The following is a 23,297-nucleotide window of genomic DNA, read 5'->3' on the forward strand; positions in this document are numbered from 1 at the left end:
TATCTTTTCTTAGTCCACCTAGTCCTTCTGCTTTTTCATAGTCCCCAGGCTCGTCAAGTTCAAAACCATTGGATTATCGACTTGACCGTCAACACAATCGTGTAAAGTCCCCTCCGGATAAACCGTGTTCAATTTCTCCAGACTCCGAAGCAAGCAATCCAGTATTTCTTTGTATTTGGAAGCTTTCTTCGGATAAACAGAACGAGCCAACAACCAATCTTTATAGCAGTCTTCAAACTCCGAGAGCTGCAATTCATTCACCCAGCATATTTTAGGAAATATGTGAGCCGGAGTTTCCATACGTATAGTCTTTTCCGCAAACTTTCGGAAATCCATATTCTGAAAACGTTTCTCCCAGGCCGGCAGAATAACTGACACCTGAAAGGAATAAGGATCACGCTGAACGCAGTCATTTTCACTGCCCTCGCAAACCCGAAAGACCGGATAACCAGCAGCTAGCGGCCGGAGCAAAATATGCTCAACCACAAAAAATCCCTCACTGCTGTAGTTTGTTTTCAAAAAGCGCCGGAGGTAGTCGATCGCTTCTTTGCGTTCTTCCGGGGTATCAAAATATTCGATACGACGTCCAATGACCTCACTCGTTTCATCAATCAAATTGAAGTAAAAGCGTCCATCAGTCGTTTCTTTCAGCTCATAACTTGCCAATTCCGTTCCCAACTCAACACATCGCTTCATTTCAGCAATTGCATCATCTTCATCCAAATAACGCGTACTGCTGCTGATCAAAATTTTATCGGTTTGGCTATCGATCACCCGAAAGCGGTATTCCTCCAGGTCATCATCATCTTCTTCATTATAAATATCATATTGAATGTAGGCCAGGTTTCGGCGCCTGTAATTTCGAAATCCCAACAAATGTGCCACACGATGCTGAAGCCCGGAAACATTATCGGTATCCCATAATTCATCAATCAAGCTGTAGTCAAAGCCAGCGGAGCGATGTCTGGAAATCCATTCATAATTTTCCAGAAAATGAGCTTTTTCTTCCAACATGGCCTGCCGCTCATCCAGCTCTCCCGACATGGAATACATCAGCCAAACATACTCATTGAACTGTTCGTTGAAACGACTCAAAAGATGATCCAGGAATTGGTGACGGCGCTCAAAAAACAGCGCTTTCGTCTCTCCGATCTCCTTAAGTTTCTCTGGGAAATGCTCTCCATCGGCAAGTAGATACTCCAAGCCATTCATTCCAGAAACAAGTTGGCTAAAATAGGTTTGTTTGATTTCACTATCGTTTGAGAACAACTGCTTAACACTAGCCAGCTGTGCAAAGAAATTCGCCATCAACTGGTCGTAAAATAACAGATAAGCTTTTAACTGTTTGGCTTTCGCGTGCTCCTGTTTACTTGCCCGTGGAGAAAGACCGTGCTCACCAATCCCATAATTCAACGGAAATTCGGTCGTGATTGATTCGTAATGCTCCGGATCAACAAACTCTCCCTGCACCATCGGCAAGTCTGAAATCTGAATCGATTCACGTTCCTGGCGAGCTGCTAAGTTCAGCTCGTCCAGATTCTCTTGTACCAATTCATCATTCGCTCTAAAGGCCAAAACGTCTTTATAAAATACAAAACGAGATTGCTCAGAATCGATAATGGCCTGACATCCGGCCTCAACCGGCACCACCCATTTGTCCCAATTGGCCGGTAGCTTTGCCGTATTGGGCTGAATCACCAAGTCGCGAACGGCCTCGACTCCATCAATAGCCATGATTCGCTGAATAATGTCTGACAAATAGATTGTCGAGCGCAATTCCGAGGCTTCCAAATCTTCATTTGTAATAAAGCCTCCCGAGAACCGTTGCTCGCGATCCTGATACAATGGTCCTTCAAAAATCTCCTCGGGCGTTTTGCCCAAGTCAAGCATTTCCTGCAAAGAATAAGCCTTCACAGCAGGCGTCAGATAAGACTGAACCTCAAACAAGATCCTGGCTTGAACCTGCTCTACTGAAGCATTGGGACTCAAGCTTATTTCACCGCACAGAATAAAATCCTGCGAACCAATTGGTTTTGGATCCTGAAAAACTTCGCACAGGTTCCGATTTGCTTGCAAACGCCTTTTAACCTCGGCACTCACCTTAGCTTGCTCCTGCTTGCCAAGGTCTTCATCCAACTCGAGCCAAACCTTATAAATTCCTCGTAAATGAATGGATTCAATATTTTTAGCTTGCCCTTTCAAGGTGGAAAGCTCTTTTTCATCCGGCTTAAAATAGATTGGAGCCTCTTGCTTACCTTCCCCCAACCAGGCATTTCGAACACCAGGAATATCAATTAGCAACCGCCGGTAATCAGCAATACTAACCGGACGAGAAGGCAACGCACGAATAGCCGACAAAAACTGCTTATGCATCGCTTGCTCATTGTCTTTTTCTTCGGCCAATAGATCCGCTATCGGAAAGTTTGTCCGATAATCCAAGTCAGTCAATGCAAAACAAAGTGTTTCAAGAATGGTCACTCCCGGATCATGTGTGTTGTAATCCGTCCAGATTCGGCCCGACAACTCCTGAATATAGTTCAATCCTTCGGAGCGTAACCAATAATAATTTCCGGCATCGGCCTTCTTTTTATCAATTTTAGGTATGACGGGACTTACTCTCATAGCTTAATTATTTCTGGTGTAACGATGAATGAGATGTTCGCGGTGAGACACTAAAATAGCTTTTGGGCTGCTTGCAATAGCGGACTCCTGATCGGTTCCGCCTTCGTGATACATCTTGAAATGCGAAACAAAATCAACATAGTGACGCGTTTCAACAAACTTCAATAACACAGATTTTTCAATTCGACCACCAAACGAAAACTCGGTTTGTTTCCCAATCGACCACGGCGATAAGAATTCAACCAACTCTCGATTGAGTTCTTTCTGATAATACCCAAATTCATAATCCCTTAGAAAACTTACTTCAAATTCTAGTTGAACTTCTTCATAAAATGGATTACTAACATGAAGCTCGACAAAAATAGAACTCAGCCTACCAACAAAACGCCGAATTTGATCCAACAAATCTTTACTAACACGAGGTTGAAGGCGATTAACTGCATTCTTATTTTGAAGATTAGGAACAACAATCAAATGCACATGTCCCGGGGCCAGATTCTTAGATGGGCAACTATGATTCAGGCATTTTACCTGGCTCAAGTCCGGAAACTCCTGTAAAACCAAGCGTTCGTAATCCCACAGGTTTATCGCACGATTCTTATGCCGCAGACGTTCGCTCACCCGGGTGTAATAGGCAGTATCTGCCTCAACAGCCCTTCCTCCAAAGCTTGCATATGGTTGCATCACCCTTTTGATGGCCGGATTGGGCCGCTGCAACTTACTAATGGTTTCAGCCGGCAAGGGCTGCTTCAAATGAGCCGGATGTTTTTGTGGGCTGACAACCGAAGCAATCCCTGCTTGGGCATGAACTCCAATCAGTTGGCATACCGCATCTGGATTAGCCTGAACAGAAGCCCGAAGCCAAACCAAACCGACCGGCATCCATCCACTTTCAGTTACTTTTCCCTCCGGTAAGTTCACTTTTACAATTCCACTTCGCAACAAGCCATTTGTCCCATCTGCCAATAAATACTCGGTAGTCAGAGGGCGCCAAGCATCACTCATCAACAACGACCATTGAACAAGCTCTTTATCCTTTTCAGGGTTTGCACTTCCTTCAGCCACTTGAATAAGCAATTGCAGTGTTTGTCCAGCTACCCAGTTTTTCACCCCAACGAACAACTCCCCCTGCTGCGAATAGTCCGCCAACAGGGTGGTTTCGTCATTGGTAGTCCATGCTGCCTGCCGCTGCAAATAAGCATGAACTTCGCGTTGTCCGAACGCTCCTAACTGGAAAAACTCAATGTCGCGTTGCAGAAAAGCCGATTCGCTATCCTCCTTCAGATTTGCTTGAGATGCTACCGCTTTGTAGTTCAAACGAAGCTTCTTTATTTTCGGGCTATAAGGTTCTTTGGGTAAAAACAAGTCACCACCACTTTGATGCTCAACTGTTGCCTTAACGTACTTCTGTCGATATTGGCGATGGAAAAAATCATCCAGCAGTTCCAAACTCACATAACCTTTATCCGGAGCTTCAACACGTAAGTCCCGAATGATTGACTTTCGCCCTAAACGTTTATTACCAGGCAGCAAGCGGTATTTTTGCTGAGCCAATCCCAACATTCGATTCTCAGTCATACCGGCCAACAATACAGCTGGCATTAAAGGAACAATCTTCCCAATGAAAGCAGTATTATCAACGTCATAGGTTACTTGAGACTGATTGTTGGAAGAGTAAAAAAGATCGACCGTCTTTCTTGTTGGCTGATCACGCTTATTCCGGTAGCTTAATAAGGCTTTAAACTGATTGGATGAGATGTAATAATTCAAGCCCGCCTGATTGCCACCATATGAACTCCCATAATGAGTTCGCATATTTGTTGACGGGACATCCAGCCAATCCACTTCCAGCGAAAAGCTGTTCAGCTTTTTAGTAAAGGCCTCTTCGCACCCCACTTCAAAGGATGCACCTCGCACAGGCTCAGCGCCAAACGGGAAAAAAGCTTTGGAAGCATCCAGTTTGCCTTGATCATTTTTTAAATCGAAGTTTTCGATCCCTTTTACATCAACTTCAATGCGTACATCTTCAAGCACTGCTCCTTGTAAAAAGGCATTGAGGTAACTAAATGAAGCGGTATCCGGAACAACTTTCATCACCGGAAAGACGGTCTGAAAATCACCTGTTAAAACACTGCTATTAAAGAAAGACACCGGCTTTTCCGTTTCAGGCAGTTGCAGCTCGAAACGAAGCTGATAGCGTCCGGATACCTCTTTTTGAGAAGGAGTAGCAAAGTATGGCCCCAACCATTCCTCTTCTCCGCTTAACCATACCTTAAGCGAATTATTAAGTGCATCGTCAGGAATCTCCAAGCTTTCGTCTCCACGCAAAAAGAGCGTAACAACGATTTTCCGGGTTCCTTCCTGCAACCACAATACCGGACTCGCAAAAGCAAAGCCCAAATCGGCTGGAGCAAAATTTCGTTTTCCAAAAGCTGGCCACTTCGGATTCTCTTCGGGTAGCTTTGCTTCTACGCCATCGGCCGTATTAGCAGCCTCTCCTTTATGAACCAGCTGGTTATTTGTTGTATCAACCAATACAGACCGGATCGACTCCACGATCGCATGATTAACAATGATATCTTCATTCAATTCATAAGAAAGCTCCAAACCATCGCTGTCCTTACCAGCTTTAAACAAGCTCCCTTTTGCAATTTTGGCTGGCGGCAATTTCCCCGAAAGCTCAAATAGCAGATGAACCTGGTCACCTTCAGCTTGTTTGGGCTTTATTTTTAGGATGTCCCGAAAAAATAAGTCAAGGTGCTTTTTAGTCAGTCCATTTAGCTGATCTTGCTGCTTTTTGAAAAGACGTAAAAAGGCCAGGAACAAGCCAGCTTGCGGGGATAGTTGACCATCCAAGGTCTCCAAGGGAGCCGCCTTCAACTGTTCAAAGAACGGACGCCAATCTCCATTGGCAAGATTATCGAGCGTGTAAAAATTCAACTGCTCAGCAAACTCAAGGGCATAGTCAATCAGGTCAGCTTCAGTTCTTCCGTCAATCTTCAACTGTTCTGGATCTAACGACTCAGGAAACCGCTGAGATTGACTGGTCCCATTGCGCTGTAAAACAGAAATATGTTTCTTGCCAACTTTCATACCTTACTCCTTAATGTTACTGCCTTCGTTGATATAAAATGGATAGACGTAGTTTTTTCGTGAGTTGGTAGCACTAATGGTATAAGAAATAATAATCCGAATCAGTCCCTCGTTTTCCTCTCCTGCTACCATGGTCACATCATCCAGCAAAATGCGAGGTTCGTGATACAGAATGGCTGTTTCAATCAAGTTCGAGATGTAAGTCTTTACAGAAACACTAAGTGGCTCAAACACCAGGTACGACAAGTCACATCCATAATCAGGATGCATTAACCGCTCGCCCAACTTGGTAGCCAACAGAATTTGCAGACTTTCTTCAATGTCTTGCTCATCGCTCGACATACGCACAGAGCCTGACTTACGCGAAAACTCGGGTGGAAAACTCCAGCCAGTTCCTAAAAAAGAGGTTAAAAAGTTATTCTTTCCCATTTTTAAAGCCTTTCTACCTAATGTATTTAGCCACCAATCATTACCGTTCCAGCACCAATCACAATAGTACCGCCGTGTGCTGTAGAATCACCCATTCGTGCAGCGGGCATCCCTCCAATCATTACTGTTCCAGAGCCAGTAACAATACTATCTGGCGGGCCTGTACAAATCGCCATATCGCCTACCCGAGCGGCAGGTATCCCCTCAATAAGAACCGTTGGGCAACCAGGCGGAGCAACCGGGCCTCCAACATGAGGAACCGTTCCTGTAACCATTGGACAAGTGTGCATATCTCCTACTCGTGCGGCTAATGTCATTCGTTTAATTTTTTAGTTGATCTGAACCAAAGAACCTTCAATTTTCAATACTCCTGATGAGTTTAGCTCGGTGGAAGCGGCCCCACTCAACACTAACTGAGCATTCGATTTCAGTTCCAGATTTGTTCCTTCAAATTCAATATTACCGTTGGCTTTAAAAACCATATCGGACGATGAAGCCACTTCGATTCCGGAATCGCTCATCGAGAAGCTATTCCCGTGCTCATCTTCAAGCAACACTTGCCCGCTATCTTCGCTCAGCTGCATCGTCTTTCCTTCCGGGGTCGCAATCGTGATACTTTTTTCGTCATCGTTAAACACAACTTTCAACCCTTCGCGACTCACATAGCCCTTTTCTGGATTCTCATCGCTGGCATCAAAAGCAGCTGGTTTTGAACTACTATTCAGCATGCCTAGTACAATGGCATCCCGCGGATCATTATTCAAAAAGCCAACAATAACCTCATCGCCAATCTCCGGTAGAAAGAATGTTCCCCGGTTTTCGCCAGCATCCAGCGTAGCAATACGACTCCAGATACCTTCATCATCGGCAGACACCAAAGGCAAGCGAACCTGCACCCGGAATTCTCCTTCCGGATCATCCTGCAAGGCCGAAACAATGCCCACCTGCAAACCCTGAATTGGAGGAATAACATTGGCAGCAAAACCTTTCTGGCTATCATTATTCCACTTTTCCAACCAATCGTCTTCCATTCCAAATTGCAGGTGAGTTGTCCAGTTTCCTTGCGAAACATCGTGCCTCACAGCAGACACCCATACCAATCCATTAAACCGATCACCCAGGCCTTGCAGTTCAACCAAATCACCTGGTTTAACTTCCGAAAAACCATGAAAACTCGCTTGCCCCCGTAGTTTAGAAAGCTTACTCTTTAGCCATTCTGTATCAATCCAGGATTGAAGCTCTTCGGCCGGCAGCTGTCCTGCATGCTTAAAAAGTTGTTCTTCCAATCCGGCCAGATCTGCCAGATCTGCACTTGACAGGTTGCCGGATTCAGTCACTGGATTATCGGCAGCTTCCTGTGAAAGCAATTCCTGAGAAGCCCCATCCCACGATTCTCCAACAACACGCCCCCACTGCGTCCGCGCATCCAGTTCAGCTTCAAACGAAAGTATGTTAGCACCATACGTTAAACTCAGAACGGGCTCGCTCGTCAAATCAGGAGCTTTAAAATGCACCGCGCCATCATCCGTAAACAGCATCTTGCCACAAGCATTTGCCCGTGCCAACAAGAAGTCCCAATCTGAACTGTGAACCTGAACCAGGCGGGCATGTGTAAAATCCGTACTTTCAATAGTTCCTATTTCCAAAGGATAGGCAGCTATCAACTCTTCACAAAGTTCACTGTCAGTCAGCTCATGAAAGTACCTACTCTTCTTCTTTAAAGTCATTTGATAAGCTTTATCGCGGCATTCCACCTTCAAAACAGAGGATCGATTTCGACGGGTTTTCAAGCCATGCTTTACAACTACGCCTTTAAAAAGCGAATGCTCATCGGAACTGTATCCAAGCTGAATTTCTATTTCATTTCCCGGCACAAACCATTCGCCACTGCTAATTGCAAAATCTTCATCGGCTGCTGATCCATCACGAATAATGATGCTGGCTGCCGAAATGTGATTAACGCTTTTCACCAGCTGAATGCTTGAAATGCCAATGGTGCCCGGTATTGGTTCGCCATTGATCAGAATGGTTGAAGTGACCACTTCAGCCGGAGAGCCAATCGGTATGTTACGCTCGTTAGTCATCCTTTATTTTTTTCGATTGGGGGGAAATAAAGCGTCGTTCCCACCGGAATTCGACGTAAACTTTTCAGCTTATTCGCTTGGGCAACCTCACAGTAATAGCCCGGGTCCTTGTAAATACGATGAGCCATCAAAGGCAGTGTTTCTTCTTCCTTTTGAATGCGAATATGCGTTAGATCCGGTGATTCGGAACGCTCTTGGGCAGCACGCAACGAATCAGCAATGGAAGCGACAAAAACACACTTCGCTTTTGCTCTGAGTGGAGTTCCATCCGGCTTAAACAAGGTATAAGTCAACGTCAGGTCCTTCAGCTTTCCGCGAAACAAAAAACTTCCCCACTGAACTTGCAACAAGTTCGGGGCATGAGTATCGCCGTTGTACTTGAAGACAATTGCCTTAAACCGTTCAATTTGGGCATCAACCGATTCAACTTGCTTTGTTCCCAACAGGTTCGACCCCGGCAATAAATCGTTGGCAATCACTCCTGTCCCATCAAATACCAACTCAGTTTCGAAACTTTGAGGCTTCTGCACCCGAAAGCGCAACTCAGCCCCCGTCGTTCCATCGGGCTGATCGTCATCAAAAACAGTTGAAAACTTCTGCTTGATTTGTTCCGGGTTAACTAAAACCTGAAATTCATAATCTTCCCCTTGCCGGGGATTAAACGGCTCAGTCGTCTCACAAACGTTGATCTTCATCTTGGTCAACTGACCTTCCAATCCTGTAAACAAGTCCATGGTTAGCGCTCTGTTTTTTGTTTCAGAATTTCAATTACCTGCTCAACGCATTCCTGAATAAGCTCAGCCCGTTTTTTCCCGGTGTTCTCCAACTCCGGGCGAGCGTCTGATTCAGCGTGTTCAGAAACGGTTGCACGTATAATAAGCTCACGTATCTCAATAGGCATTCGCTACACTTTTAATATTTTGAAATAGTTGTACTGCAGCTTGATCGATTCAACAACCAATTTATTCTCCATCGCATTGAGGTCGGACACTGACCAAGTCACCGGATAGGCATTGACAACATACCATGCCGCAACCGGAATGTGCTCCTCATTCAAAAGTGTAATGGTCAAATTGGTTGGCTGAAAGTTGAAGTTCTCAATAGCATTACGACACCACAATAAAATTCCGGATCCCGTAAACAGTCCACGCTTGAGTTCGAGATTATGGTACTTGGTTCGTGTTGGAAGCTGGTGAACAAAGCGGTTTTCTCCACCTTCTTTCAACGATTCAGTTTCAACATCAACCGTTAAGCCCGTTACTTCCTGAAAACGAAAATCATTAGGAAGCTGTGGGAATAACTCAAATGCCACCAAAAAATGAAAACCAACCGGAGGGTACGTAAAGCTCATGATAACCTGTTTAACTCATTTCCATTGATAAACCCTCATGGGCTAGCTCAAGTGTTTCGATCGCCACTTCGTTGCCATCCGATTTTAGATCGGTGCCCTGAACCTTGACTGGCCAGGCATTTTTTATCTTCCAGGTCAATACCGGATCATGCTCTTCATTCAACAAACTGATGACCACATCACGCCGTTCAATGGTATTCAACTTCACCGAATTCCACCATTCAAAAAACTCGTTATCTTTCTGAAAGACACCTCGCTTCAGCGTAATATTGGAGAATTTTTGCATGCCTGGCATTTTCAGCTTGCTGTATTCGCGCATTGCACCATCACGGTATTCAATGACTTCGGTCTCGACATCCAGGCCTGAGACTTCGGAGAAACCAACTTTCGTTCCGCCCCAATCAACCTGAAAATGAAATTTTGGAATTGGATATTCTGCCATAATGTTTTGATTTTAATTCAGTAAATACAGGTTAATGCAATTAGGATTCTTGCAGTTTATGTGAAAATTTGAGAATGATAAATTCTGCCGGACGAACAGCAGCCATCCCAATTTCGATATTCATTCGTCCTTCCAAGATATCGAGGGAAGTCATGGTCTCACCCAATCCAACCTTCACAAAAAAAGCATCCTCGGCCTTTGCTCCGGCCAACGCTCCAGCACGCCACTCCTGTGTAAGAAAATTCTCAATCATTGCCTTTACCCGCACCCAGGTATTGGCATCGTTAGGTTCAAAAACAACCCATTGCGTCCCTTTCTTAATGGACTCTTCAGCATAATTGAAAAAGCGACGAACAGGAACATAGCGCCATTCATTGTCGTTTCCTGCCAAAGTTCGGGCTCCCCAAACCAAAGTTCCCCGCCCTACAAAAGAGCGAATAACATTAATTGACTTTCCAGAAGGATCAACATTCAATCCGTCCTGCTCTTCGTTGCCAACTCTTTTGTCCGGACCAATCACTTCAGTCAGTCCTACATTAGCAGGAGCTTTCCATACCCCACGGGTACTATCTACCCGGGCATATACACCGGCAACAGCCGCAGATGGAGGCAAAGTCACACTCAACTTACTTAACTCCACTTTAATCAAATTGTAAAGCGCTGTATTGGCCGCAAGATCGCTTAACTTGTCACCATCATAATTGGTTGTTCCTCCCGGCGCATCATTCTCAACATGAGCAATTGCCACATCTGACTCATTGAAAACATAAGGGAGCTTGGTTTTCAACCACGGATAATAAGCCGCACCATACTTGAGGAAATCAGTTCCCAAGCTAAGGTTGTTTCGAAGTGTATCGGCAAATCCGGAAGCCTGATTGTAGGTATCCAGAATCGTAAACCGGTCCTGCAACTTTTGGCACTGTTTTAACGCATCCTCAAAGAGACCATAAAAATTCCCTACGGTTGATACTCCTGAAGCATCGGGAAATACGATCAAGGTCGGCTCATCTTCTTTGGCGACTTCACCCAAACCACCGTTGGCTCCCAAATCACTTTTACTAATGGTTGCTGTATAATCGCCTACAGATACGATATAGCAAGGGCCGCCACCATTGGCAAAATACATTTGAAGCGAATAATACATCAAAAACTTAGACTTTGTGGCTGGATGTGGCGCATCAATAACCCGGCTCAAATTTCCCGAGGTATCGTATGTATCGGTGATTGTTACCGTCAGGGTCGTTTCCGGATCGGCACCACCAAAATAAGTTTGATATTCCAACATCGAGGAAATTCGGGTTGGAACATTGGTCAGGTTTTCATTGTTCTTTTTGGCTTTTTGGGTATAGCCAATAAACGCTGGAATTGCTGTTTCTACAGCGGCAATTGAAGGAGGTAACAACGAAACTTCTTCGATATATACTCCTGGTGTTTTGTACGTTTTTGCCATAATTTTCTTGATTTTAAGGGTCAGAGATAGACGTAAATGTCAGAATAAATCGTTGCCGGATTGGCTGGATCAGGCTTAATGAGCGCCGGTCCGGGGTTAGGCAGATCGGTGATCAAAACAGAGGCAGCATCGTTCTGATCACTTCTTAAAGTAATTCCCGTAATCGGAACTTCTTTTAAGGGCATAGGGCTATTGGAAACAAAAACACTGTTTCCGGTATGCGTAAAATCCCACGGATTTTCTTGTTCTTTCACCCCGGGATCATCGAATTCAAGTCCATTACGATTGATCACCTTGTAGCGCCAAAGCGTTTTTCGGTGTTCAAACGCAATAGTATAGGTCTTTTTAGAAACCTTATCTTCATCAGTATACCACCGGTAATCCTCATCCACCTCAGCAAAAATTTCAAGGACTCCGAAGTAGCTCCCACTCCGAAACGCTGGAGCATAGTAAAAGCTCTCCAATTCACCACCATCCACCTCAAGACGATAGCGTCCTGAAGGGAAATCATCCATCTTAAATTGGAAGTTGTAATCCCCAGCAACCGGGTTCAACTCCTGCGTTTCCAAAATCAACTCCCGATCTTCGAAAATCAGGCTTGCTGTTTTGACGCCATCACCGTCCGCTAGCGAATACCGATAGTTTCCGCCACACACTTTCAATTGATCAGCCAAGGAAGTATGCTCATTTTGATTGAGCAAAAGCTGATCACTTCCCAAGTTGAACACCTCTCGTTTATTCTCGGCCTTATTGGAGAAATAGTAAATAAACTGGCCATTTTGCTCTAAAGGCAAATTTGAAAAATTCATAAACGATGGATTGGCTAACTGCATCAGGAAAACAAGCTTGAAAGATTGCTCAGCTGGAGGAAAACTCAACACACCGATGGAATCGACCGAAGCAAAAAGCTTCACTCCTCCTGAATCAGCCTTATATCTCATTCCCAAGCCATTCAAAAATTTTGCAGTGCGACTCTCTGGAATAAAATTGAAATCAGACGACCGAAGTGACTGGTAATAGTCATTCAAAACCTGTAGGTCAATTATCTGCTTGTAATTAAACAACTGCATACCCTAACTTTTTAAGTTTGCTTCGAGCACAGGCGGTGCATCCATCTTGATGTTGTCATCGTAAATAGCCAACAATTTCACCTTATACATCACCGAGCTCATCAGCTTCGCTCCCAACGAAGCCCAAAGGTTATTCTGTTGCTCAAACGAGAGAGAGAAAAGTTCAACAGTCAATTTATCAATCTGCTCTCCCAATTCAGGGTAAGCAGTTGGAGTAAACAAACTATGCGATTGGAAAAAATGAATAACGTAAGCAATAAACTTGAGTGACTCCCGGTAGGCAAACTCATCATCGCCAAAATTAGAAGAGAACAAAACATACAAATTAACCATCACTTTAGGGTCAGTCTTGGCAATTGTTCCTTGAGGAGTCTCCCGATACAGGTTTTGGTTTTTCATAATCCGCTCCTCTTCAATATTCACCAGTGTCATGGCCAGTTTGCTCACCTGAAGTTTCCCATGCTTATCCAATACGGGAATCAATTCCACCTTGTCTTCCAAGCCTGTCCTTAGTTTCAGATAATTATTAAGCTGAGATTTTAAAAAGAAAAGCGTTTGTTCGATCATCATAAAACAGATTAAATGAGTGTATCGATATCGCAAATAGAAAAATCTAATTAAGATTTTAATAAATAAAGAGCAACTAATATCTATTGATTAACAAAATAGAGGAGAGATTAAAAAATAGGTTGAATCCTCCTTTTTTATGTTAGCTTATTCGAGAATCTGAGCAGACAAAGAAAAGACGACTCAACCCCACACTCATTTCACACTAAACGATCTTTTTCTGATTTTATCTACATTTATTAATCCCCTAACACGACAAAAGGTAACCAGTAAATCATGACTTTTTACCATGTTTCACATGATACTTATCAAAACAATACAAGTTGCTTAAAATCGTCTAAAGGCATAATCAGAAAGTAAGTTCAAAACATGAACTATGACATCAATCAATGTTGTAAAGCATAAGTCAGAAAGTAAGCATTTTAGTGAATAAAAAAACTCAGCTACAACTGCCCTAAATCTGCCAAAAGTCACCTTTCAACAAACAGAATAAGACAACATAATATTAAAATGATTTTTTTCTATTTCTTCCAATAAAAACGTGTATTATGTAATAGTTCAGTGCTTTTCTGACAAAAAATGGGGTCAAAAAAGAATCCAAAAAATCGATAAAATTGAATGAATTTTGAGTGATATTCTATTTTGTTAAACATTTGTTTTCTATTAACGTTAACTTTACAAAAAAGCCCTCCTAACGTAGACCCCTTTTAAATAAGTTTTATTCCCTTTTTATTGATAGATAAATTTTTATATTTGCCGGCAAATTTTCAGAGCGCAATCTATTCTAATTCACAATTATGAAGCAAATCAAATACGTTACTCCCGAAGAGGCAGTAAAAGTTATAAAATCCGGCGATCGTGTTCATTTAAGTAGTGTGGCTGTTACCCCACATACACTGATCAACCCTATGGTTGAGCGCGGACGCGCTGGAGAACTCTATGATGTAAAAATTCAGCACATTCATGTCGAAGGAGACGTTGAGTATGCCAATCCTGAATTTGAAGGAATTTTCGTACCAGAACAATTCTTCGTTGGCGGCAACTTGCGTAAGCAAACTCAAGCTGGTTACGCTGACTACATTCCGGTATTCCTAAGCGAAACTCAAAAGCTGATTCGCGAAGGCTACCTAAAAGTTAATGTTGCCTTGGTTATGGTTTCTACTCCCGACAAACATGGATTTGTTTCTCTGGGAACATCAGTTGATGCAACTAAAGCAGCCATTGAGTGTGCAGATGTTGTTATCGCTGCTGTTAACCCTAATGTGCCTAGAGCATGGGGTGATGCCATTATCCATGTCGACGAAATCGACCTGTTCGTAGAAGACAACATTGAGCTTTATGCTCACGACATGGCTCCTCTTACTGAAACTGACATTGCCATTGGTAAGAATGTTGCCGAGTTGGTTGAAGACGGAGCTTGCTTGCAAATGGGTATCGGAGGTATTCCAAATGCAGTATTGGCTCAGCTGGGTAACCACAAAGACCTTGGTGTACATACCGAAATGTTTGCTGATGGATTGCTTCCTTTGGTTGAAAAAGGAGTCGTTACCGGAAAACACAAAGCAATTGACAAGGGTAAATTAGTTGCTTCATTCTTGATGGGAACTAAAGACCTGTATGATTTTGTCGATGATAATCCAATGGTTGCGATGATGGATGTTGCACATACGAATAACGTACATGTCATCCGTCGAAACGATAAAGTAACTGCTATTAACTCTGCATTGGCAATTGACTTGACCGGTCAGGTTTGTGCCGACTCAATCGGGATCAAGCATTATTCAGGCGTTGGTGGACAGATTGACTTTATTCGTGGAGCAGGCCACTCAAAAGGAGGTAAGCCAATCATTGCTCTACCTTCAGTAACTGCTAAAGGAGTTTCTAAAATTAGCCCAACTCTTTTACCAGGATCAGGTGTTGTAAGTACTCGTGCCAACATGCACTGGGTCGTAACCGAATATGGAGCCGTTAACCTGTATGGAAAAACAATGCAAGAAAGAGCTCGTCTATTGACTTCCATCGCTCATCCCGAGCACCGAGACGCATTAGACAAAGCTGCATTTGAACGATTTGGCTCTCACTACCACTTTGTCCAACAAGCTACAAAAGCATAAACTACGAGACAGGCAGGCATGAGACCTGCCTGTTTCATATTTTAAACATGTTATAGCCGAAAAGGAAGATCTTATTTTTTTGAACAGTTTTCGAATTTTTGAGCATTCTGTTTTAAAAAACTTCCTCGTGGCACTTTATAAACTGAATTCGATAATATCAACCATATTAAATTAAACCACATGGGAGTAACACATATTGAACACATCGGAATTGCAGTAAACAGCTTGGAAGAAGCAATTCCTTACTATGAAAAAGTATTAGGTCTGAAATGCTACGCCATTGAGGAGGTAGTTGACCAAAAAGTAAAAACTGCTTTCTTCAAAGTAGGCGACACCAAAATTGAATTATTAGAGTCAACTGATCCTGAAGGCCCAATTGGCAAATTCATTGAGAAGAAAGGTCAAGGAATTCATCACTTAGCTTTTGCTGTTGACAATGTAAATGAGTCATTAAAACAAGCAGAAGAAGATGGCGTCCGTTTGATTGACAAAACTTCAAGAAAAGGAGCTGAAGGCTTAAATATCGGTTTCCTTCACCCTAAATCAACCTTAGGTGTACTGACTGAATTTTGCAGCGAAAAATAACCTGAAATCATTTATTCAATAACGAAATGAGCAATCAAGATAAAATTAACAAACTAATTGAGCTGCGTGCACAAGCGAAATTAGGAGGTGGCATTAAGCGAATTGAAGCCCAACATGCCAAAGGCAAACTTACAGCACGCGAACGTATTGAAATGCTACTTGATGAAGGTAGCTTCGAAGAATTTGACATGTTTGTCACTCACCGTTGTACCAACTTTGGCTTGGAAAAAACCAAAGTTATGGGTGATGGTGTTGTTACCGGACACGGAACCATTGACGGACGTGTTGTTTATATTTTCTCACAGGACTTTACTGTTTTTGGAGGGTCGTTGTCTGAGACATTCGCTCAAAAAATCTGTAAAGTAATGGACATGGCGATGAAAGTTGGTGCGCCTGTAATTGGAATCAACGATAGTGGTGGTGCCCGTATTCAGGAAGGTGTTACCAGTTTGGCCGGCTATGCCGAAATTTTTGAACGTAACATTCTGGCTTCAGGAGTTGTTCCTCAAATTTCTGCCATTTTTGGTCCATGTGCTGGTGGTGCAGTATACTCCCCTGCCCTTACCGACTTCATCATGATGACCGAAGATAACTCTTACATGTTTGTTACCGGTCCTAAAGTAGTTAAAACCGTTACAGGCGAAGACATTTCAGTTGAAGACCTTGGTGGCGGTAAAGTTCATGCATCAAAATCAGGGGTTTCTCACTTCTTGGTAGAAAACGAAGAAGAAGGTGTATTGCTTATCCGTAAGCTATTATCTTACCTTCCTCAAAACAACCTTGAAGAAGCACCAATCTCTGAATGCGATGATCCAATCGATCGTTTAGAAGATTCATTGAATGAGATCATCCCGGATAATCCAAACCAACCTTACGATGTGAAAGATGTCATTCACTCGTTGGTTGACTACGGTGAATTCCTGGAAGTACACCGTAACTACGCCAAGAATATCGTTGTCGGATTTGCTAAGTTTGATGGTCAGCCTGTAGGTATCGTGGCTAACCAGCCAAACTACCTTGCCGGAGTACTTGATATCGAAGCTTCGCGTAAAGCAGCCCGTTTTGTTCGTTTCCTAGACTGTTTCAACATTCCAATCATTACTTTGGTTGATGTTCCAGGATTCTTACCTGGTAGCGGACAAGAATATGGTGGTATCATTACGCACGGAGCCAAACTAATGTTTGCCTACGGAGAAGCGACTGTTCCTAAAATTACCATCACCCTGCGTAAATCTTATGGAGGAGCTCATGATGTGATGTCATGTAAACAATTACGTGGTGACCTGAACTACGCATGGCCATCAGCAGAAATTGCGGTTATGGGGGCTGCCGGTGCTGTTGAAGTATTGGAAGGTCGTAACTTGCGTAAAATTGAAGATGCGAACGAACGCGCCGAATTCATTGCTAAGCACGAAGAAGAATACAAAGAGAAATTTGCCAACCCATACCAGGCTGCTTCTTACGGCTACATCGATGATGTTATCGAACCGAGAAACACCAGGATTCGGATTATCCGTGGATTACAAAGTTTAGCAACCAAAAAACTGGTTAATCCACCTAAAAAACATTCAAACATTCCATTATAATCGATTAATAACCTATGGATAATTTAGCAATTATATTGGCTTCCCAAATGGATTTCGGTTGGACAGTCGCTCTGGTTGGTTTCTTAATCGTTTTTACTGCATTAACATTATTGGTAATCGTTTTTTTAAGACTACCAAAGTTGATAAACATGAACTTTAAACGCAGTAAAAAACCAGAGAAAAAGTCACACTGCAAAGACGAAGAAGAATGCCACATTGAAGGGAATGTGACTGCCGCAATCGGAATGGCTTTGCATCTTTACTTTAAAGAACAACATGACGAAGAAAGTAACATTGTTACGATCAAGAAAGTGAAAAAAGCTTACTCTCCATGGAGTTCAAAAATTTATAGTGTGACCAATAATTGGCCGCGATAACCATTTATTGCCTAATAATATTACGAAATGAAAAAATATAAATTTACCATAAGCGGTGATGAATACGACGTTAACATCAAAGATTTTGAAGATAACGTTGCCCAGATTGAAGTAAACGGCACCCAGTATTCAGTAGAATTAAAAGGAGAGGTTAAAGCTTCTAAAACACCAAAACTTGTCCGTAAACCTGTAGTACAACAACCAGGTGAAGGTCAAATTAAGAAGAAACAATCCAGTGGTGGTATGCAGGTAAAAGCACCACTTCCAGGCACAATCTTCAAAATGCATGTGGCGGTTGGCGACCAAGTAAAAGAAGGCGATACCTTACTTATTATGGAAGCCATGAAAATGGAGAACCAAGTACTTGCCGAAAAAGCAGGACAAATTTCAGCTGTCAAAGTCAAAGAAGGCGATGCCGTATTGCAGGATGACGTATTAATTGAAATTAGCTAAAAAACTCTGCAGGTAATGAAAAATCTATTCATATTATTAGCTGCATTGCTGTTGATTCTACCTGGCTTTTCGCGAGCTGATGGGAACAGCGATTTAGCTGAGACAATAACAAGCGGGAAATGGATTAACCGAAGCGATGGTTACGTTGCTTCACCAACATTCAATCCCGAAGTAGATAAAAAAGAAGATTTCGAATCGGCCAAACGCTATAAAACGTTTTCATTTGCTGAAGATCACTCTTTCACAATGGACTCGCTAAAGCAGCGTTACTCAGGAAAGTGGCGTATTGAAAATGGACTGATCCACTTGGTGTTTAAACCTAAAGTGGTTACCCATTTGAATAAGAACATGGATCCAAACTCGCAGTCAAACGAATACGTTACAACTGACGAATTACTGGATCTTGGGACACGCACACTGGAAGTAAAAGCAGGAAAACTAACAGGCGACGGTTACGAGTATAAAAACTACTCAGGAGCTGTTTCCGGGCTATTCAACTTCTATGAGTTTTCTGGTTTTGCCAACGTAAGCTGGAAGCATATTTTGATGATGTTTATTGGCTTTATTTTCATCTTTCTGGCCATTAAATACGATTTCGAGCCCTTGCTTCTTGTACCGATCGGTTTTGGTATTCTGATTGGTAACATTCCCATGTTCCAAGCAGTTGACTTCAACCTAAAACTGGGTATTTACGAACCAGGTTCAGTCATGAACATCTTGTACCAAGGGGTTGTGCAGGGATGGTATCCCCCACTTATCTTCTTAGGAATTGGTGCGATGACTGACTTCTCATCATTGATTTCGAATCCAAAATTGATGTTGTTGGGAGCTGCCGCTCAAATCGGTATTTTCCTGACTTTCCTAGGTGCTTTATGGATGGGCTTTGCCCCACCCGAAGCAGGTGCGATTGGTATCATTGGTGGTGCCGATGGTCCTACTGCGATCTTTATTTCATCGAAGCTGGCCAACGGATTGAACGTTATGGCGAATGGTGAAACAGTGAAGAACCTGATTGGACCAATTGCGATTGCAGCCTACTCATACATGGCTTTGGTACCGGTAATTCAACCACCAGTAATCAAACTGTTAACGTCTAAAAGAGAACGTTTGATCCGCATGAAGCCACCAAGAGCTGTTTCTAAATTGGAGAAAATTTTATTCCCAATTGTTGGACTGATTCTGACTGCTTACATCGCTCCTTCAGCATTGCCTCTTTTAGGTATGTTGTTCTTCGGAAACTTACTAAAAGAATCAACAGTAACGAAGCGTTTAGCTGATACTGCAAACTTTGCATTAATCAACACCATCACCATTCTGTTGGGGATTACCGTAGGTGCCTCAACTCAGGCTGATGTATTTTTAACACCATCTTCTATTAAGATCTTCTTATTGGGAGCCCTGTCGTTTGTGATTGCAACTGCCGGTGGTGTGATCAGTGCTAAAGTGATGAACCTATTCTTCAAAAAAGAGAATAAAATCAACCCAATGATTGGCGCTGCTGGTGTATCGGCAGTTCCTGACAGTGCCCGTGTGGTACAAACCATGGGAGTAAAAGAAGACCCAACCAACCACCTTCTAATGCACGCTATGGCTCCAAACGTATCTGGAGTTATTGGTTCTGCTATTGGTGCTGGTATTTTATTAAGCTTCTTAATGTAATACATATACTTTGTACTTTTTAAAAAGGTTGTTCTCTCCGGGGAACAACCTTTTTTTGTATACTTGTACTCGTTAACCTAAATACAACGTAATCATGAAGAAATTACTACTTCTCAGCATCTGCGTCTGTTTTTTATTTTCGGTGCAAGCACAGCGCCCAGACGCCTTTCCAGAAAAGACATTGAATGTCTTGGTATTCTCAAAAACATCAGGTTGGAAACACCGCTCCATATCCAGCGGATTAAAGATGTTTAGCGACTTAGCAACAACAGAAGGATGGAACCTCACAGCAACAGAAGATGCCAACTTGTTTACGATGGACTTTTTGGTCAACTTCGATGTTGTTGTCTTTCTAAATCCTACCTATGATGTTTTGAACGCCAAACAGCAAATTGCCTTTAAAACCTTTATGGAAACAGGAAAAGGCTTTGTTGGGGTACACGCAGCAACCGATTGTGAGTATGAGTGGGAATGGTTTGGTAAACTTAGTGGAGCTTATTTTAAGACTCACCCACCAACACAAAAAGCCAAGGTTATTTTTGAAGATCTGAATCACCCTGCGATGGCTCCTTTCGAAGGGATGGATAGCTACACGACTGTGGACGAATGGTACAGTTTTACAGAAAACCCTCGCGAACGTGTTCATGTTTTGGCTAGCCTGGACGAGTCGACAATCAAGAAAGCGGCCAATGATGAGTGGAAGATGGGCGACCACCCGTTAATTTGGTGGCAGGAGTTCGATGGTATTCGGTCATTCTATTCCGTCTTTGGACACACGCACGAAGCTTTTGAAGATCCAAAAATTCAAGCTCATTATGCTGGAGCTGTAAACTGGGCAGGACGAAGAGAATAAAAATTGCCAATAAAAAATACAAAAGAGCCGGAACATCATGTTTCCGGCTCTTTTGCTTTAGTTACAAATCTAGCTTTTGCTGCGGATCAACCACAGCTTTCAGTTCGTACTCTTCCACCAGTTGATCAATTGTCATTAAACATTTTCCACAACTGGTACCAGCACGTGTTAAATACTGAATATCTTCGGTAGAGCGAGCCCCTTTCTTTAAAGCAGCTTCAATCTCTTTTTCTGAAACCATGTTGCACAAACATACCAATCGGTCTCCCATCTTATCAATCCTCCATAATTGTTACCACGATGCTTCGCTCCTTTTAAGGTTCATCAAACCATCCCAAAATGAACAAACCTGCTTTACCAGTGCTAGCTCACGAACTTGTTCTCGATATAAAGTCTGATTTCCCGATAGGCATCAATTACCGTATCTTTCTTGGGTAGCGAATCATAAAGTTTCTTTATCAATTGCTTTTCATTTAACAACTGAAAACTGACGCGAAAGTTCAAATCAAAAACCATTGACATCAACATCAATTTAAAATCATTAACCGACTTCAAATCCTGTTTTCGGGCCTGTTTCTGGTTCTTTATCGATTTTACAATTTCCTCATTAACAAGTCCTGTTACGGGCAGGCTCAAACTAATTGCATCAATCTTAAAGCTTCCGTCACGATTCAGGTGATTAACACAAGTTTCCCAAATATCAAACTTGTCTGCATCGCGTAAAATCTGGCTATAAGTCATTACCATCTTATCATCTTTCAGCGAAATCGCATCTTTATTGTGATTTAGGATAGCTCTTGAAATTAACTGCTGTTTCTCTTCGGCAAACTCGTTAAAGAAAGCTTGCTCCTTCAATACCTTCACTCCTAACTCAGCGTGGTTCTCCGATTTCTGATCATCAAAAGTTTGATATTGTATAAACTGCTCAAAACGGCCAATATCGTGAAGTAGGCCAATCAACTCAGCCAAAATAATATCTTCTTCCTCCAGCATCAAATTGGTTGCGACCAAGCCGCTCACTTTCGATACGCGCAATGAGTGTTCTCTTTTTAAAGTAAGCGCATCCACAATATCCCTGTCTGGATGCTTTAATAAGGCAGTGGTGTATTTTTCAAAAAAATCATGTGCTGCCTTTATGTTTTCTTTTACAATCGCTAATTCTTCCATGGTGCTGCAAAATTAGTTCTTTTGTCTAATCAAAAAATGAGAAAGACCTTTTCTTTATCAACAAAAGATTTTAATGAATCTTCTTTTGAAGTTTTTGCTCGAAATGCTATTAAAAAAGGATTGTTTTACTATTTTTGCATCGCTTTTGGCCCCATAGTTCAATGGATAGAATACAAGATTCCGGTTCTTGCGATCTGAGTTCGAATCTCGGTGGGGTCACCAAAAAAGGGGATTTTATCAATTTTTGATAGAATCCCCTTTTTCATTTTCTCGAGGCTACGGAATAATCAGGAGGCAAAAGAAACGCAAACTAAAAACAGCTGCCTCATTCTAGGGTACTTGTACTTCTCCAAGCTACTACTCCCCTCCTGCTTTATTGAATTGATCCAGATAAAGAAGGGTATTAAGCTTAAGTTTCGGATCTGATAGAGCCGGATAAGTATCAACATAAGGATATCCATTGATCAGATAGTCCCTGTTTTGAATTATTTCTTCAGACACAGAAGTCAAACAAATCCCTGGCTTGATGCGACCACCCATGATATAGTTATCGCTTTCGATGTAAACTGAATAGTCCAAGCTTATCTCATTTCCACACTTCTCTTTTAGCTTTATTAACTCATATTGTAGCTTATCGTACGACACTTCAAGCTGGTAGCTTATTTCGTTCTCCGATTTTGCAAACTGACTCATCGATTCAGAAAACAGTGTATTTTCATAAAGTAAGCCATTCTCATTGTTTTCATGGACAAAAGCAAGCAAACTAACGTCGTAGTCCGTAATCAAAGAATCGTTTTTAAAGGTGATCTCGATACTTATTGAATTTATGCTATCCGCCGAGTCTCTATTTGGAACTACAACAAATTTCTTAATCAAATCTTCCTGTTTATAACAATTTATTTGCTTTTTGTAGAAAGCTTCAATCGCAGCTCTCCTTTTCTCACTCTTTCTTTTATCAAGCTTATTATAACCCCAAATTAAGCAGCCAAATAAAACAACTCCTGCAAAGAAACTTATAACTCCCACCCCGGAACTAATCGGTAGAATTTTTTTAAAGATCGCCGCCCCGCCCCAAATAAATAGCCAAGCAATGGTTATCAATACCATAAGATAACGAGGAGATGGAGAAAATGCCCCTGCTTTACCTGTACTTATAAACGTAAGCACCACTAGTATAATAGAAACAATTAAAAAGAATCTGTGCATAGTAATTAACTTATTATCGTCACTACAAAAAGTATAACACGCCTATGTAACTAAAAAACTAATCTGCATACTATAACAATAACGAACGAAATAGTTTTTACGATATTCAAAAAAAATAGGCTACAAAATGAATTCAGATACAATACAAAATCTAACAGGAAAGACACCACAACCAATATCCAAAGGGGT

At 42.2% G+C, this 23,297-nt stretch carries 22 protein-coding genes and 1 tRNA gene; 8 read left to right on the forward strand and 15 right to left on the reverse strand.

Annotated elements, in window-relative coordinates; translation table 11 throughout:
* Positions 1-18: 18 nt before the first annotated feature.
* The 12 genes from BM156_RS14460 to BM156_RS14510 are packed head-to-tail and all read right to left on the reverse strand — an operon-like array spanning position 19 to position 13,111.
* Complete coding sequence (locus BM156_RS14460) at positions 19-2,622, reverse strand: YegP family protein (RefSeq protein ID WP_093920608.1); 2,604 nt, start codon at positions 2,620-2,622, stop codon at positions 19-21.
* A gap of 3 nt (positions 2,623-2,625) precedes the next feature.
* On the reverse strand, positions 2,626-5,715 hold the full coding sequence (locus tag BM156_RS14465) for a baseplate J/gp47 family protein (RefSeq protein WP_093920609.1): 3,090 nt from the start codon (positions 5,713-5,715) through the stop codon (positions 2,626-2,628).
* Between the two features lie 3 nt (positions 5,716-5,718).
* Positions 5,719-6,144 (reverse strand): GPW/gp25 family protein, encoded by a 426-nt coding sequence (locus tag BM156_RS14470; RefSeq protein WP_093920610.1) that lies wholly within the window; start codon positions 6,142-6,144, stop codon positions 5,719-5,721.
* A gap of 26 nt (positions 6,145-6,170) precedes the next feature.
* Positions 6,171-6,461, reverse strand: a complete 291-nt coding sequence (locus BM156_RS14475) for a PAAR domain-containing protein (protein ID WP_093920611.1) — start codon at positions 6,459-6,461, stop codon at positions 6,171-6,173.
* A gap of 12 nt (positions 6,462-6,473) precedes the next feature.
* On the reverse strand, positions 6,474-8,228 hold the full coding sequence (gene vgrG, locus BM156_RS14480) for a type VI secretion system tip protein VgrG (RefSeq protein WP_093920612.1): 1,755 nt from the start codon (positions 8,226-8,228) through the stop codon (positions 6,474-6,476).
* The gene (locus tag BM156_RS14485) at positions 8,225-8,962 is read right to left on the reverse strand and encodes a CIS tube protein (protein ID WP_093920613.1); all 738 of its coding nucleotides are present in this window, start codon (positions 8,960-8,962) and stop codon (positions 8,225-8,227) included. The genes vgrG and BM156_RS14485 overlap by 4 nt, the downstream gene beginning before the upstream one ends.
* A 2-nt stretch (positions 8,963-8,964) precedes the next feature.
* Positions 8,965-9,129 (reverse strand): DUF5908 family protein, encoded by a 165-nt coding sequence (locus BM156_RS20700; RefSeq protein ID WP_166642951.1) that lies wholly within the window; start codon positions 9,127-9,129, stop codon positions 8,965-8,967.
* 3 nt (positions 9,130-9,132) lie between these two features.
* Positions 9,133-9,579: a phage tail protein gene (locus tag BM156_RS14490; RefSeq protein WP_093920614.1), complete on the reverse strand. Its 447-nt coding sequence runs from the start codon at positions 9,577-9,579 to the stop codon at positions 9,133-9,135.
* 10 nt (positions 9,580-9,589) lie between these two features.
* Entirely contained in the window at positions 9,590-10,021 is a 432-nt protein-coding gene (locus tag BM156_RS14495; RefSeq protein ID WP_093920615.1) for a phage tail protein, read from the reverse strand.
* Positions 10,022-10,061: 40 nt separating this feature from the next.
* Positions 10,062-11,471 carry a phage tail sheath family protein gene (locus BM156_RS14500; RefSeq protein ID WP_093920616.1) on the reverse strand — a complete coding sequence of 470 codons (1,410 nt, stop codon included), beginning with the start codon at positions 11,469-11,471 and terminating at the stop codon, positions 10,062-10,064.
* A 20-nt stretch (positions 11,472-11,491) separates the two neighbouring features.
* On the reverse strand, positions 11,492-12,541 hold the full coding sequence (locus tag BM156_RS14505; RefSeq protein ID WP_093920617.1) for a hypothetical protein: 1,050 nt from the start codon (positions 12,539-12,541) through the stop codon (positions 11,492-11,494).
* Between the two features lie 3 nt (positions 12,542-12,544).
* Complete coding sequence (locus BM156_RS14510; RefSeq protein WP_093920618.1) at positions 12,545-13,111, reverse strand: Pvc16 family protein; 567 nt, start codon at positions 13,109-13,111, stop codon at positions 12,545-12,547.
* A 794-nt stretch (positions 13,112-13,905) separates the two neighbouring features.
* On the opposite strand from BM156_RS14510, the gene BM156_RS14515 reads away from it, so the two are divergent.
* The 7 genes from BM156_RS14515 (at position 13,906) to BM156_RS14545 (ending at position 20,735) form a co-directional block, all read left to right on the forward strand.
* Entirely contained in the window at positions 13,906-15,222 is a 1,317-nt protein-coding gene (locus tag BM156_RS14515; protein WP_170846967.1) for an acetyl-CoA hydrolase/transferase family protein, read from the forward strand.
* Between the two features lie 180 nt (positions 15,223-15,402).
* Positions 15,403-15,807 carry a methylmalonyl-CoA epimerase gene (mce, locus tag BM156_RS14520; protein WP_093920620.1) on the forward strand — a complete coding sequence of 135 codons (405 nt, stop codon included), beginning with the start codon at positions 15,403-15,405 and terminating at the stop codon, positions 15,805-15,807.
* Positions 15,808-15,833: 26 nt separating this feature from the next.
* Positions 15,834-17,393, forward strand: a complete 1,560-nt coding sequence (locus BM156_RS14525; RefSeq protein WP_093920621.1) for an acyl-CoA carboxylase subunit beta — start codon at positions 15,834-15,836, stop codon at positions 17,391-17,393.
* A 14-nt stretch (positions 17,394-17,407) separates the two neighbouring features.
* The gene (locus BM156_RS14530) at positions 17,408-17,770 is read left to right on the forward strand and encodes an OadG family protein (RefSeq protein WP_244525748.1); all 363 of its coding nucleotides are present in this window, start codon (positions 17,408-17,410) and stop codon (positions 17,768-17,770) included.
* Positions 17,771-17,797: 27 nt separating this feature from the next.
* The gene (locus BM156_RS14535; protein ID WP_093920622.1) at positions 17,798-18,223 is read left to right on the forward strand and encodes an acetyl-CoA carboxylase biotin carboxyl carrier protein; all 426 of its coding nucleotides are present in this window, start codon (positions 17,798-17,800) and stop codon (positions 18,221-18,223) included.
* A gap of 15 nt (positions 18,224-18,238) precedes the next feature.
* Positions 18,239-19,882, forward strand: coding sequence for a sodium ion-translocating decarboxylase subunit beta (locus BM156_RS14540; RefSeq protein WP_243745432.1), 1,644 nt, complete (start codon positions 18,239-18,241; stop codon positions 19,880-19,882).
* Positions 19,883-19,976: 94 nt separating this feature from the next.
* On the forward strand, positions 19,977-20,735 hold the full coding sequence (locus BM156_RS14545; RefSeq protein ID WP_093920623.1) for a ThuA domain-containing protein: 759 nt from the start codon (positions 19,977-19,979) through the stop codon (positions 20,733-20,735).
* A gap of 61 nt (positions 20,736-20,796) precedes the next feature.
* Here BM156_RS14545 and BM156_RS14550 read toward each other — a convergent pair whose 3' ends face one another.
* Positions 20,797-21,006 carry a (2Fe-2S)-binding protein gene (locus BM156_RS14550; protein WP_208111787.1) on the reverse strand — a complete coding sequence of 70 codons (210 nt, stop codon included), beginning with the start codon at positions 21,004-21,006 and terminating at the stop codon, positions 20,797-20,799.
* Between the two features lie 92 nt (positions 21,007-21,098).
* Positions 21,099-21,902 carry an HD domain-containing protein gene (locus tag BM156_RS14555; RefSeq protein ID WP_093920625.1) on the reverse strand — a complete coding sequence of 268 codons (804 nt, stop codon included), beginning with the start codon at positions 21,900-21,902 and terminating at the stop codon, positions 21,099-21,101.
* Positions 21,903-22,049: 147 nt separating this feature from the next.
* Here BM156_RS14555 and BM156_RS14560 point away from each other — a divergent pair.
* A tRNA-Arg gene (locus BM156_RS14560) sits at positions 22,050-22,124 on the forward strand.
* 135 nt (positions 22,125-22,259) lie between these two features.
* On the opposite strand, the gene BM156_RS14565 is transcribed toward BM156_RS14560, so the two are convergent.
* Positions 22,260-23,108 carry a hypothetical protein gene (locus BM156_RS14565; RefSeq protein ID WP_139218293.1) on the reverse strand — a complete coding sequence of 283 codons (849 nt, stop codon included), beginning with the start codon at positions 23,106-23,108 and terminating at the stop codon, positions 22,260-22,262.
* Positions 23,109-23,297: the final 189 nt, after the last annotated feature.

This window comes from Sunxiuqinia elliptica, assembly GCF_900113005.1.
Classification (GTDB): Bacteria; Bacteroidota; Bacteroidia; order Bacteroidales; family Prolixibacteraceae; genus Sunxiuqinia; species Sunxiuqinia elliptica.